The following is a 12520-nucleotide window of genomic DNA, read 5'->3' as shown; positions in this document are numbered from 1 at the left end:
GAGCGCTAGAGCTTCTCGGTTTCTCCGCTGCGCGGCTGCCACTTCATCAGGCGTTTTTCGATCAGGCCGACGAGGCCGTCGAGCAGCAGCGCGAAGGCCGTCAGCACCACGATGCCGGCAAACACGGTATTGACGTCGAAGGTGCCTTCGGCCTGGAGGATCAGGTAGCCCACGCCGCGCGCCGAGCCCAGGTATTCACCGACCACCGCTCCGACGAAAGCCAGCCCCACCGAGGTGTGCAGGCTCGAGAACACCCAGCTGGTGGCGCTGGGCAGATACACGGTGCGCAGCAACTGCCGCTGGTTGGCGCCGAGCATCTTCGCGTTGGCCAGCACCACCGGGCTCACCTCGCGCACGCCCTGGTAGACGTTGAAGAACACGATGAAGAACACCAGCGTGACGGCCAGGGCCACCTTGCTCCAGATGCCCAGGCCGAACCACAGCGCGAAGATCGGCGCGAGGATCACACGCGGCATCGAATTGGCGGCCTTGATGTAGGGGTCGAGGATCAGGCTCGCCGTGGGCGCCAGCGCCAGCCAGAGCCCGCACGCCAGGCCGAGCACGGTGCCAATGCCGAAGGCCAGCACCGTTTCCAGCAGCGTGGTGCCCAGGTGACGATAGATGTCTGCATTGCCCTTGAGACCCTCGGGAAACAGCAGGTTCGGCGGCACCTCGAACGGCAGAAACCAGCTCCAGATGCGCCCTGCCACCTGGATCGGTTCGCCAAGAAAAAAAGCGATCTGCTGGTTGCGCGACGCCACATGCCAGCCCACCAGGATGACCGCCAGCAGCACCAGCTGCCAGAAGCGCGCATTGCGTTCGTTGAGGCTGGGCATCATGCGGCCTTCCGGAGTTGCTGCGCGTAGCCCTTGAGCACCTCGTCGCGCAGCACCTCCCAGATCTGCGTATGCAGCTCGACGAAGCGCGGCTGCGTGCGCACCTCGGCCACGTCGCGCGGGCGCGCGAGGTCGATGGCAAACTCGCCGATCGGATGCGTGGCCGGCCCCGCCGACAGCACCACCACGCGGTCGCTCATGGCAATGGCCTCGTCGAGGTCGTGCGTGATGAAGAGCACCGCCTTTTTCTTTGCGCTCCACAGCTCGAGCACTTCGTTTTCCATCAGCTGCCGCGTCTGGATGTCGAGTGCGCTGAAGGGCTCGTCCATGAGGATGATGTCGGGATCGAGCACCAGCGTCTGCGCCAATGCCACCCGCTTGCGCATGCCGCCCGAGAGCTGGTGCGGATAGCGGTCGCCGAAGCCCGAAAGACCCACGCGCGACAGCCAGGCCTCGGCCTGCTCGCGGGCTTCGGCGTCGGGCACGCCGCGGTATTGCAGCCCCACCATCACGTTGTGAATGGCGCTGCGCCACGGCATCAATGCCTCGGTCTGGAACATGTAGCCCGCGCGCGCATTGACTCCTTGCAGCGCCTGGCCGAAGACCTTGATGGTGCCCGACGACGGTTCGAGCAAACCGGCGCCGACGTTCAGCAAGGTGGACTTGCCGCATCCCGTGGGGCCCACAACCGATACGAACTCCCCGGCCCGCACGCGCAGCGTGGTGTCGGCCACCGCGGTGTAGCGCTGGCCCGGATCATCCTTCGAGTGAAAAGTACAGCTGATGGAGAGAAGTTCGAGTGCGTAGTCGGACATGTCTGGCAGGAATTCTGGCATCGGCCGCCACAAGAAAAAACCCGGCCGAGGCCGGGTCGCGGGGACGTTCGGAGTCAGGCTTTGAACCTGTCTTTCGCGCGCCTAGCAAAATCGTTGGTGTAGGTTTTCGTGAGGTCGATCTTGTCGGGCTTCACGGAGGTGTCGAAGCTGGCGATGGCCGCGAGCGCGGTCTTGGGGCCTTCGGCCGGCACGAGGCCGTCGGTGGCGATCGATTCGCGCACCTTGTCGAAAGACGCAAGGTACAGCGCACGGTCACCGAGCAGATAGGTCTCCGGCACCGTCTTGATGATGTCGCCGGGCCCCGCCGTCTGCAGCCACTTGAGGCCGTGGACGATGGCGTTGGCAAGTGCCTGGCAGGTGTTGGGGTTCTTCTGGATGAAGTCCGTCGGCGCATAGAGGCAGGCTGCGGGCATCGGCCCGCCGAACACCTGCTGCGTGCCCTTGAGCGTGCGCGTGTCGCTGATGATCTTCACGTCGCCCTTCTGCTCGAGCATGGTCATGACCGGGTCGGTGTTGCTGATGGCGTCGATCTGGCCCGAGCGCAGCGCCGTGAGCGCGCCCGCTGCCACGCCCACGCCGATGTAGCTCACGTCGCTGGCCTTGAGGCCTCCGCGCGACAGCACGAGGTTGGCCACCATGTTGGTCGAGGAGCCCGGCGCCGACACACCGATCTTCTTGCCCTTCAAATCCTGGATGCCGGTGTAGCCCGCCATGTTCTTGGTCGACACGCCCACCGCGATCTGCGGCGCACGCCCCTGCAGCACGAAAGCCTGGAAGAACTGGTTCTTGGCCTGCAGGTTGATGGTGTGTTCGTAAGCGCCCGAGCACACGTCCGCCGAACCGCCGACCACCGCCTGCAATGCGCGCGCACCGCCGGCAAAGTCGGAGATCTCGACATCGAGGCCCTCGGCCTTGAAATAGCCGAGCTGCTCGGAGATGGTGAGCGGCAGGTAGTAGAAGGCGGCCTTGCCACCGACCGCAATGGAAATTTTTGTCTTCTCGAGCTTGGCTTGCGCAAAAACCCGCGGCAGCGCGATCGATGCGGCAGCGACTGCGGAGGCTGTGATGAGGGTTCTGCGAGGGAGCATGGAACGGACCTGCGGGCTCATTGATTCTTTAGACCGAATCGAGCTTAGGGGTGCGCCCCTGTCGGCTGCATCGGGGTCATCCCGTGCGGGTTTTCACGTAAGCATGAAGGCCTCTTCGGCCTGTGCCAAACGGCTTATCGCGCGAGGAAAAGAATCGCGATGTTGACGAGAAATCCGAGCGCCCAGACCGCGCTGCGTACGCTGCCGATGCCCGTGATGTAGGCCGCGATGTAGATCAGGCGCAATACGACATAGGCCACCGCCAGCACGTCGAGCCGCGCCTGGTTGGCGCCGAGCTGGTGCGCAATGATCACCGCGCCAATGAAGAACGGCAGCCCCTCGAAGCTGTTGGACTGCGCGCTGTTGGCGCGCGCGCGCCAGCCGCTCTGCTTCGCGGCCCAGTCGCGCGGATGCGTGTTGTCGCGCGGACCGAAGCTGCCGGCTTTCGCGATCCATGCCGCGAGATACGGCAGCCCGCAGGCGATGAACACGCACCAGTAGGCAACGGTGAGCAGTGAAAGAGTCATTTGGGTTTGTTGTCTGCGTTCGCCAGCGGCTGCAACGGCCGCGGCACGTTATCGACGGTCCACCAAAGCATGCGCGATGGTGCCGAGATCCACGTATTCGAGTTCGCTGCCGGCCGGCACGCCGCGCGCAAGGCGCGTCACGCTGAGGCCGCGCTGCCTGAGCGCCTCGCCGATCACGTGCGCGGTGGCCTCCCCCTCCGCCGTGAAGTTGGTGGCCAGGATGACCTCGCTCACCGTGCCGTCGAGCGCACGGTCGAAGAGCTTCTGCAGCCCGATGTCCTTGGGGCCGATGCCGTCGAGCGGGCTGAGCTTGCCCATCAGCACGAAGTAGTAGCCGCGAAAGGCCCCCGTGCGCTCGAGCGCGGCCTGGTCGGCGGGCGTCTCGACCACGCAGAGCTTGGTCGCGTCGCGGCGCGCATCGAGGCACACGTTGCACACAGGCGCCTCAGTGAAGGTGTTGCAGCGCTCGCAATGCCGCACGTTGCCCGCCGCCTGCTGCAACGCGCGCGAAAGCAGCTGCGCGCCTTCGCGGTCGTGCTGCAGCAAATGAAACGCCATGCGCGAGGCCGACTTGACGCCGACCCCGGGCAGGCGGCGCAATGCATCGACCAGTGCGTCGAGCGAACTGGCGTCGGCCATCAATGGCTCAGAACGGCAGCTTCATGCCGGGCGGAAGGCCAGGCATGCCGGCCGTGAGCTTGCCCATCTTCTGCTCGCTGGTTTCCTCGGCCTTGCGCACCGCGGCGTTGAAGGCGGCAGCCACGAGGTCTTCGAGCATGTCCTTGTCGTCGGCCAGGAGGCTCGGGTCGATGGTGATGCGCTTCACGTCGTGCTTGCAGGTCATCACGACCTTGACGAGGCCGGCGCCCGATTCACCTTCGACCTCGATGGTGGCCAGCTCTTCCTGGGCCTTCTTGAGGTTGTCCTGCATTGCCTGCGCCTGCTTCATGAGGCCGGCCAGTTGTCCTTTGTTGAACATCGTTGGTCCTGATTGGTTGGAATGGGGGAAGGATAAGAGAGATGGCGGTCGAACCGGAATGCCGCAAGTGCCGGCACGAGTTTTCAGTAGCGTTCTGTCAGGCCGGCTTGAGGGTTCCGGGCACGATCTTCGCATCGAATTCACGCATCAGCATCTGCACTTCGGGATCGCTGCGAATGGCTTCCTCGGCCACGCGCTGGCGTTCGTCCGCGGCCTGCTTGTTGCGGCGCGCGGGGCTGTCGACCACGCCGCCGATCTCGATGGCAAGCTTCACGCCGTGGCCGAGCGCAGCGAGCGCGTCGGTGAGCTTCTCACGGGCCGAAGGCTGGTTGAGCAACTCGCGCTCCACCCGAAGTATCCACTGGTCGACGTCGCGCGCCACCAGCTGCGACTGCAGCGCGAGTTCGCGCGCCAGGGCATTGATGCTCTCGGCCGCGACCATCTGCGTGACCGTGGCGTGCCAGAAATCGCCGTCTTCGCTGGGCGGAATAGGTGGTGCCGGGCTGCGCTGCTCGTCGGGGCGCGGCACGTCGCGCTGGCTCGGAGGCGGCTGGACGCGCATCGGGACGGCAAGCACCTTGGCGCCCGTCTCCCACGGCGGAACCTCTGCCGTGGCGGGTGGCCTGGCCTCGCCCTGCCGAAGGGGCTCGCTGACCACGGCAAGGCGCTGTCCCGCTGGCGCCGCAGGGGCCTGCGGGGCCACCGGTGCGGCAGCCGCAACGGGCGCCGCGGCAACTTCTACCGCCCGGGCCGGCGCTACGGCCGCAGGGGCCGAAACCGCCTTCCGGGCTTCATTCAGAGTTTTTTTTTCCGTGGAGGCCGAGGAAGCAGCCGCGTTGGAAGGCTTGAAGGCCAACAGCCGCAACAGCACCATCGTGAGCGCCGCGTACTCGTCGGGCGCCAGGCCCAGTTCTCCGCGGCCGTGCAGGCACAGGCTGTAGAGCAATTGTGTTTCGTCGGCCGGCATCAGCGCCGCAAGCCGTGCCGTGTCGGCCGCATCGGGGTCGGTGGCCGAATCGGCCGACTCGGCCCGCGAAGGCACCGCCTGCAGCACGGCCATGGCCTGCAGCACCGCCGTCATTTCTTCCAGCGTGGAGGCGGCGGACATGCCGTCGCGCCGCAGCGCCTCGGAGGTGTCGACCACCGTCTTGCCGTCGCCCTCTGCCAGCGCCTCGATCAGCTTGAACACATGGCCGCGGTCCACGCTGCCGAGCATCTGGCGCACGCCGGTTTCCAGCAGTTCGCCGTTGCCGAAAGCGATGGCCTGGTCGGTGAGCGACAGCGCATCGCGCATCGAGCCACGTGCGGCACGGGCGAGCAGACGCAGCGCCTGCGGCTCGGCCGGCACCTGTTCGGTCTGCAGCACGCCGGTCAGATGCTCCAGCACCGTCTCGGGTGCCATCGGCCGCAGGTTGAACTGCAGGCAGCGCGACAGCACCGTGACCGGCACCTTCTGCGGATCGGTGGTGGCGAGCACGAACTTGAGGTATTCCGGCGGCTCCTCGAGCGTCTTCAGCATCGCGTTGAACGCGGTGTTGGTGAGCATGTGCACTTCGTCGATCATGAAGACCTTGAAGCGCCCCTGCACCGGCTTGTACACCGCCTGCTCGAGCAGCGACTGCACCTCGTCCACCCCGCGGTTCGATGCCGCGTCCAGCTCGGTGTAGTCGACGAAGCGGCCCGAATCGATGTCCTTGCAAGCCTGGCACACCCCGCAAGGCGTGGCCGTGATACCGCCCTGCCCGTCCGGGCCCTGGCAATTGAGCGACTTGGCCAGAATGCGCGAAACCGTGGTCTTGCCCACGCCCCGGGTGCCGGTGAAAAGATAGGCGTGATGCAGCCGCTGCGTGGTCAACGCGTTCTCGAGCGCCTGCACCACGTGCCCCTGGCCAACCATCTCACCAAAGGTTTTCGGACGGAACTTGCGAGCGAGCACTAGATAAGACATTGCGGGCATTCTAAAAGGCGCCGCGCCGGTCCTCGGCCCCGTCCCGCAAATCAAAAAAGACCCGTCTTCCCGAGGGACACCGGTGACCCGGCTTTGCCGGGCCACCGGGTTACAATGCGTGCTGACGGGCCTCCCTGCATGGTGAAGTGGCCAACCGGGTCAGGTGGGGAACCAAGCAGCCCTAACTGCGTAGTCAGTGCCAGGGGTAAGGCTCGTCAACCTAACATCAAAAAGCCGTGAGTTCTCAAGGACTTGCGCGCTGAAATGGGGGCGGCAAGCCCCCCACTCCCACCCTCACGTGCTTCCGCCGCCAACGAGCATCTCGCATGGCCCGACGAAGCCTTCGCTGCCTTCGAACTGTCGCAGCGCCTCTTCAATGGCATCCCAGGTGCTCGCACGCTCGGCCTCGTCGAGCCCGACCATCATCTGGTGCAGCGCTCCGAAGGACTCGCGTTCGAAGCGCACGCATTCGGCTGCGCTTGCCAGCCGCACCGGCGACGGCACCCGGCGTACCTCGATGTCGTGCAAACCGGCTTTGGCAAACGCGGCTTCGAGCGCGCCTTCGGCACCAAGCGAAAACGGCCCGGGCTGTCCCGGCAGCGGCGCGGGAAGCCGCGCGCGTTCGCGAATGATCTTCACGGGGATCGAGAAAAATGCATTGCGCTCGGGGGTCGAGTAGACGACCGCCGACACCCGCCCGCCCGGACGCAAGGCCCGCCGCATGCCGGCGAGCGCGCGCTGCTGGTCGGGAAAGTAGATCAGGCCCACGCGGCTGATCGCGGCGTCGAAGCTTCCGGCGGGCAGGGTGTCGAGCGCCTCGCCATCGAGTTCAAGGGTCTCGAGGTTCGACAGTCCCGCGGCCTTGGCATCCGCAGCCGCGCGCTCGAGCAAGGCCGGCGCGATGTCGGTAGCGAGCACGCGGCCACTGGGGCCTGCGCGCCGCGCCGCACCGATCGACTGCTCGCCCGCGCCGGCCGCGACGTCGAGCACCCGGCTGCCGGGCTCGATGCGGGCCAGATCGAACATCGTTTCCGTCGCGTCGCCCAGCCAGCGGCCGAGAAACGGCCCCCAGCGATGCCAGGCCTCGGCGGCAGCCTGCCATTGAGCGCGGGTGGTGGTCTTGAAGGCGGCGGCGTTGAATGCCGGCGGGGCTGTGACGGTGGTCATGATGGATCTCCATCGAGTGAGGGAGTCTCAAGGATGGCAGCGCGGCCGGAAGTTCTCCAGTCCAGAATCTGTACTGGCCTCGGATCGCCGCAGCGACTAAATTGGCGCCATGATCGACTACGGCCAGTTTTGTACCGTGGCGCGCGGCGCCGAGGTGCTGTGCGAGCGCTGGACGCCGCTGGTGGTGCGCGAGCTGCTGTGCGGCAGCACGCGCTTCAACGACATCCGGCGCGGTGTGCCGCGCATGTCGGGCTCGCTGTTGGCACAGCGCCTGCGCAAGCTGGAGGAAGTGGGTGTCGTCAAGCGGGTTCAGGGCGACGGCAGCACGGCCGAATATCACCTGACCGCAGCGGGCGAGGAGCTGCGCCCGATCGTGATGGCCCTGGGCCATTGGGGTGCGCGCTGGATCGGCAGCCGGCTCAAGCGCGACCAGCTGGACGCCGGCTTCCTGATGTGGGACGTCCGCCGCTTCGTGCGGATCGACGAGTGCCCGCGCGCGCGCTGCATCGTGATCCACTTCCGCTTCACCGACGCAGCCGAGGGCGAGCGGCGCTGGTGGCTGGTTGTCGACCAGGGCAGCGCCGACCTCTGCCGCGACAACCCCGGCGACGAACCGACGCTGATTGTCGAATCGACCGTGCGAACCCTGACCGAGATCTGGACCGGCGACCTCGACGCCGAGGCTGCGTTGCGCGAGCGGCGCCTGCGCGTCATCGGCACGGAATCCGATACCCGCAACCTCTGGCGCTGGCTCGGGCGCAGCGTTTTCGCCGACACCCGGGTCGCAGCGCGGCTCTGAGGCCTTCCCCGCCGCAGCCGCGCGAAGCCGTCAGAGGCCCAGCCGCTTGACAGCGCCACGCGCTGTGGCCGCAGCGCTGGCCATGGATGCCTTTAGCAGGTAGCCGCCGGTCGGTGCTTCCCAATCGAGCATCTCTCCCGCAACGAACACGCCCGGCTCGGGCAATTCAAAGCAGCATGAATGCCGCAGCCGCCACGGCCGTCGGCCCGAGCGCCCCAGCAACAGCCCACCGGCGCCGATGGTCTCGTCCGAGAACCCGCGCTTCAGAATAGCCACAGTCGCCCCCATCAACCAACGAAAGGAAATTGCATGACAACGATCAAGAAAAACCAGGCCGCCGGTCGAATGGCAGTGGCGGCAATACTCACCATGGGTGTGGTGGGCTGCGCTGCGGTGAACACCCCACCCGCATCCGTCGCCGCGCCGGGGCCTCAAGGCGCACCGGGCACGGCGGAGGGCTGCAAGGCCGACCGCCTCGGAGACAACGCGCTGATCGGCAAACCCGAGCGCGAAGCGGTGGACCTGCTGGCGGGCTGCCCATGGCGCATCGGGATGCGAGACGGAAAGCGGTTTCCCGGAACCATGGATTACCTTGAAAACCGCCGCACGTTGAGCATCGTCAATGGACGCGTGGTAGAGGTCAAGCGCGGATGACGTTCGGAACCTGTAGCGCAAGGAGCCGTCAATTCGGATTGGCGGGTGGCACTGGGGTTTGCGCATTCTTGCTGGTGTGTGCGTCGGCACAGATGCTGCGCACCGACCTTGACTGGCTTCGCGCGCCTTTGAGCTTTTATCTGATCGGCCCGCACGCCTTGTGGGTGCGCGGTGCGTACTTCGCTTTGGCTACCGCACTTCTGGCCTTGGGCGTTGGCTACTACCGCGCCCTGTCGCCCCGCGCCCGCAGCGCCGCCCCCCTGCTTATGTTCGCATGCGGGAGTCTCGGGCTTGTGGTCACGGCCTTGGCCGAAACGAACACGTATCTGTCGCCGCCGACTCTTGAAGGCTTCATTCACGGCGTTGCGGCCCAAACGGCGTTTCTTTGCACGACCACGGCGATGCTGTTGCAGTCCTGGCGGCTGCGCGAAGACCCGCTGTGGCGGCCTCGCTTCGTCGCCGCATTTGCCCTGGCGGCGTTCTGTTTCATTGCGCTCTGGGTGCAGACGCTATGGCGGGACGTACCGCGGGGCCTGACTCAGAAGTTGCTGATTCTTGCCATCCTCTACTGGCTCGGTTTTGCCGCATCCTGGTTGAGGAAATCCCCAGCCCCGCGCGCCGCGGCTGCGCCGCTGGCCATGGCAGGCGGCCCCTCACCGGCGCTGAATCCGCAGCCGCTGCATCCAACTAACCAAGCTGCCGTAGTCCGGCCATGACCTCTTCGGTCGGCGGCAACTCGCTGGTTCGCCAGACCAGCCGGGCGTGACGATCGAACAGATAAACCTGGCCGGTATGGCGGTCGCCCGCTGCCGCGCCTCCCGTGAACAGCGAGAGCATCGACTCAAGTGCCTCGGGGGCTGGCGCCGCCGCGCTCCACGTTGGCCTTGCGCCGAAGCGCCGCAACCAGGCGCTCAGTGCAACAGGGTCGTCGGACAGTGGGTCGATGCTCAGCGACAGCAGGCGCACCGCCGTGTAGCGCTCCGACAGCAATGCCGCCTGCAGCGTCGAGAACAAGGCCCCCTGAATCGGGCAGACCGTGCTGCATCCGGTAAACATCAATTGAACCGCGGTTGGGGCGCCTCGCAACTGCGCAGCGAGCATCGGTGTGGCGCCGTCGTGGCGCCGCAGCGGCAGGGCCGGAGCCGACACCGCCGGCAGCACCGGGCCGATGCTGGTGTTTGCGCGGGCCGGAGGCACACCCAGCCACGCCAGTGCACCGGCGGCAAGCAGGCGCCGGCGCCCGCGGGATGCAACCCGCGAGGGTATGAAGGAGCCCCGCGCGTTCATTGGGTTCATTGAGAAAGGGCTTGCGTCAGGTAGTCCCACAACGCCGCGCACTGGCCTTCGTCGGCATCGAAGCGCGGCATGGCTCGGGGCAGCGCGACATGGGCCGGGTCGATGCCGGTGCGCAGCGTGCGGCAGAAGGATGCGCGCTCGTACGCGACGGGCGGGCCGCCGCGGCGCGGGAGGACTTCGCGCAATTGGCGCCGGTCGAGCGGCGGCGCGAAACCGGAGACAGCGGCAGTGGACTTGCCGGGGCCCGCGTGGCACTGGATGCAGCGAGTCGCTGCGCCCGGCAGCGGCGCGCTGTGGCCGGACAGCGTGCCGGCGAGTGGCTCGGTGCCATCGAACAGGCGCGCGCCATGCGCCACCGAGGAAGGCATGGCGGCTTCAGGCGTTCCGGACCACGCCGGGCCAACGGCCAGTGCGGTTCCGAGCGCCAGCGCCAGCATCATCATCGAAAGCATCGGCTTCGCGAAGCGCGCCGGCCGCTACCGGATGTTGATGGTGCGCGCCACGCTCGGCACGCCGCTGCTGTCGAGTGCGAACAGCATGTAGTTGCCCGGCAGCACCGTCCCGCGATCGGTCGGAATGCCCAACTGGTAGTTGCCTGCCGTGCCCGTGAATGACAGCGGGATGCGGCGCTGATCGGTGTTGACCGAGTGAGTGGCCGATGCCATGCGCACCAGCGCAAAGCGGGCCGCCGCGCGGTCGGTTGTCACGGCGATCTGGCTCCCCCATGTGGCGCTGGCCGGCGCGGCCGTGATGGCCGGGCGGGACGCCGGCGAACCGTCGCTCGCCAGCAGGTACGGTGGCGTGTAGATCTCCGCATCCGGGTGGTCGCCCGCACAGTCGCACAGCCCGCCGCCGCCCGCCAGCACGCGTCCGTCCGGCAGCAGCAGGGCCACGCTGTGATAGTTGCGCGGTTTCTGCATCGGCGGCACCGTGATGAAGCTCTCCAGCGCCGGGCTCCACAGCTCGGCCGCCAGCACACTGTAGGAATCGGAAAACGGAACGGGCTGCGTCTGTCCGCCTATCACGAACACCTCGCCGTTAGGCAGCACCACGCTGTTGACAAAGGTTCGGCCATAGGCCATCGGCGAAAGCTTGCGCACCGTGGGCGCCGTCGGCGCGCCCGCGCTGATGTCGATGATGTAGGCGGTCTTGAAGGCGTTGCCGCTGTCGTGGTTGGGCGCGCCGCCAAGCTTGAGGATCTTGCCGATGTCGTACATCACGGCGCTGGCGGTCATGGCATAGGGGTCGTCGCTGCGTAGCCCGGCCTGCAGGATGGCGCCGCTGCCGCGCGTGTCGATCCAATGCATTGCGGCAGCAGGCCCGGCGTGGAATACCCAACCGTTGGCAGCGCCGAACAGCCACATGTGGTTGTCGCCCCGGTAGACCCCGGCCGCGTCAGGGCCGGCCAGCGGCGGGTTCGAGACATTGCTCGCATCGGGCATGTTGGCCGGTACGCCGGACAGCGTGCGCCAGGTCTTGGTGGCGGCCGACCACACCTCGCCGTACTTGCCGCCCTGCCCGCCGTTCCACGACCCGCCGACTGTGAACACGGAGCCGTCGGACATCGTCGTGCTCGACTGGTAGGCACGTGCAATGCCGAGTTGCGCACCCGTCACCCAGCCGCCCAGCGCCGGGTCGTAGATCGAGGTCTTCGTCGCATCGCTGCCGCCGCTGACCAGCACGCTCCCATCGTCCAGCATGCTCAGGCCAGGGCAGAACATCTGGTGGCCGGTGGCCGTGACAACCAGCGGGCTGGCTGTTCGCGTGACGGGGTCGAACACCGAGGTGTAGGTGTACGCCTCGCTGCTGCTCGTGCTGAAGCTGGTGGGCGAGCGGGCTGCCCACAGCAGCAGCTTGCCGTCGGGGAGGTTGGCGGCCGATGCGGGCACGAGTGGCAGCGCGATCAGATCGGACCAGGGCTTCACCGCGGCGGTCGATTGCGCCGCGGTGTATCCGGCTGCCGTGAACAGGTATTCGTTGGCCGGCAGCCACTTCCCCTTGAATCGGGAGCGCAGCCGGACCACGAGCCCCGCGCCGTCTATGGGAAGGTTTGTCACCGTCAGCGTTGTCGCATTTGTCGATGTGTCCACCACGGGTGTCGCCGAAGAGGCCGACAGGATCGTCAAGCCGTACTGGTTGGCACCCGTGTTGTTCCAGACGAAGGTCGCGCTGCGGCTGGCGAACTTGGTGCCGGGGGACGGACTGGTGAGGGACGCCGGCTGTCCGTCTGGTGGCGCCGGCCTGCTTGCCGATGCGGACGTGCCCGCCAGCGTCGGATTCGCGCCCTGCGCGCGGGCGCCACCTCCTGCGTCACCGCCGGACCAAACCAGGAACACCAGGGATGCATAAGCAAGCCCGCGCGCGGCGCGCGGCGATGGAACGCTGGTCAT

General features: G+C 67.0%; 14 protein-coding genes, 1 other RNA gene and 1 pseudogene. 4 read left to right on the top strand and 12 right to left on the bottom strand.

Annotation, left to right across the window (positions count from 1 at the left end; translation table 11 throughout):
• Positions 1 to 5: 5 nt before the first annotated feature.
• From ACJ7Z0_RS27700 to dnaX, 7 genes are all read right to left on the bottom strand, one after another.
• Positions 6 to 839, bottom strand: coding sequence for an ABC transporter permease (locus tag ACJ7Z0_RS27700; protein ID WP_093019062.1), 834 nt, complete (start codon positions 837 to 839; stop codon positions 6 to 8).
• A complete protein-coding gene (locus tag ACJ7Z0_RS27695; RefSeq protein ID WP_434792417.1) occupies positions 836 to 1651 on the bottom strand; it encodes an ABC transporter ATP-binding protein in 816 nt (271 codons plus the stop codon). The genes ACJ7Z0_RS27700 and ACJ7Z0_RS27695 overlap by 4 nt, the downstream gene beginning before the upstream one ends.
• A 74-nt stretch (positions 1652 to 1725) precedes the next feature.
• Positions 1726 to 2760, bottom strand: a complete 1035-nt coding sequence (locus ACJ7Z0_RS27690) for an ABC transporter substrate-binding protein (protein WP_434792416.1) — start codon at positions 2758 to 2760, stop codon at positions 1726 to 1728.
• Between the two features lie 134 nt (positions 2761 to 2894).
• Positions 2895 to 3287, bottom strand: a complete 393-nt coding sequence (locus ACJ7Z0_RS27685) for an MAPEG family protein (RefSeq protein ID WP_434792415.1) — start codon at positions 3285 to 3287, stop codon at positions 2895 to 2897.
• Positions 3288 to 3335: 48 nt separating this feature from the next.
• The gene (gene recR, locus ACJ7Z0_RS27680) at positions 3336 to 3926 is read right to left on the bottom strand and encodes a recombination mediator RecR (protein ID WP_431130985.1); all 591 of its coding nucleotides are present in this window, start codon (positions 3924 to 3926) and stop codon (positions 3336 to 3338) included.
• Positions 3927 to 3933: 7 nt separating this feature from the next.
• Entirely contained in the window at positions 3934 to 4266 is a 333-nt protein-coding gene (locus tag ACJ7Z0_RS27675) for a YbaB/EbfC family nucleoid-associated protein (protein WP_012747441.1), read from the bottom strand.
• A gap of 97 nt (positions 4267 to 4363) precedes the next feature.
• Positions 4364 to 6214: a DNA polymerase III subunit gamma/tau gene (gene dnaX / locus ACJ7Z0_RS27670; protein ID WP_434792414.1), complete on the bottom strand. Its 1851-nt coding sequence runs from the start codon at positions 6212 to 6214 to the stop codon at positions 4364 to 4366.
• A 123-nt stretch (positions 6215 to 6337) separates the two neighbouring features.
• Between dnaX and ffs the strand changes: the two genes are divergently transcribed.
• Positions 6338 to 6434, top strand: an RNA gene (gene ffs, locus ACJ7Z0_RS27665) — signal recognition particle sRNA small type.
• Positions 6435 to 6508: 74 nt separating this feature from the next.
• On the opposite strand, the gene ACJ7Z0_RS27660 is transcribed toward ffs, so the two are convergent.
• The gene (locus ACJ7Z0_RS27660; RefSeq protein ID WP_434792413.1) at positions 6509 to 7381 is read right to left on the bottom strand and encodes a class I SAM-dependent methyltransferase; all 873 of its coding nucleotides are present in this window, start codon (positions 7379 to 7381) and stop codon (positions 6509 to 6511) included.
• 109 nt (positions 7382 to 7490) lie between these two features.
• Between ACJ7Z0_RS27660 and ACJ7Z0_RS27655 the strand changes: the two genes are divergently transcribed.
• Entirely contained in the window at positions 7491 to 8180 is a 690-nt protein-coding gene (locus ACJ7Z0_RS27655) for a winged helix-turn-helix transcriptional regulator (protein ID WP_434792412.1), read from the top strand.
• Positions 8181 to 8210: 30 nt separating this feature from the next.
• Here the strand turns inward: ACJ7Z0_RS27655 and ACJ7Z0_RS27650 are convergent.
• A pseudogene (locus tag ACJ7Z0_RS27650) lies at positions 8211 to 8336 on the bottom strand (aminoacetone oxidase family FAD-binding enzyme); the annotation flags it as partial.
• A 153-nt stretch (positions 8337 to 8489) separates the two neighbouring features.
• Between ACJ7Z0_RS27650 and ACJ7Z0_RS27645 the strand changes: the two are divergent.
• The gene (locus ACJ7Z0_RS27645) at positions 8490 to 8834 is read left to right on the top strand and encodes a hypothetical protein (protein ID WP_434792411.1); all 345 of its coding nucleotides are present in this window, start codon (positions 8490 to 8492) and stop codon (positions 8832 to 8834) included.
• A complete protein-coding gene (locus ACJ7Z0_RS27640) occupies positions 8831 to 9550 on the top strand; it encodes a DUF998 domain-containing protein (RefSeq protein ID WP_434792410.1) in 720 nt (239 codons plus the stop codon). Before ACJ7Z0_RS27645 ends, ACJ7Z0_RS27640 begins: the two co-directional genes overlap by 4 nt.
• Here ACJ7Z0_RS27640 and ACJ7Z0_RS27635 read toward each other — a convergent pair.
• Genes ACJ7Z0_RS27635 through ACJ7Z0_RS27625 form a run of 3 tightly spaced genes read right to left on the bottom strand, consistent with a single transcriptional unit; the run spans position 9522 to position 12520 of the window.
• A complete protein-coding gene (locus ACJ7Z0_RS27635; protein WP_434792409.1) occupies positions 9522 to 10130 on the bottom strand; it encodes an SCO family protein in 609 nt (202 codons plus the stop codon). The two genes, ACJ7Z0_RS27640 and ACJ7Z0_RS27635, sit on opposite strands and share 29 nt — an antisense overlap.
• Positions 10127 to 10582 carry a hypothetical protein gene (locus tag ACJ7Z0_RS27630; RefSeq protein WP_434792408.1) on the bottom strand — a complete coding sequence of 152 codons (456 nt, stop codon included), beginning with the start codon at positions 10580 to 10582 and terminating at the stop codon, positions 10127 to 10129. The genes ACJ7Z0_RS27635 and ACJ7Z0_RS27630 overlap by 4 nt, the downstream gene beginning before the upstream one ends.
• A 24-nt stretch (positions 10583 to 10606) precedes the next feature.
• Entirely contained in the window at positions 10607 to 12520 is a 1914-nt protein-coding gene (locus tag ACJ7Z0_RS27625; RefSeq protein ID WP_434792407.1) for a galactose oxidase-like domain-containing protein, read from the bottom strand.

It is taken from the genome of Variovorax palleresanus (genome assembly GCF_051144945.1).
Lineage (GTDB): Bacteria > Pseudomonadota > Gammaproteobacteria > Burkholderiales > Burkholderiaceae_C > Variovorax > Variovorax paradoxus_S.
Note: the sequence above shows the minus strand (reverse complement) of the source record. Positions and strands in the feature narration are given on the sequence as shown.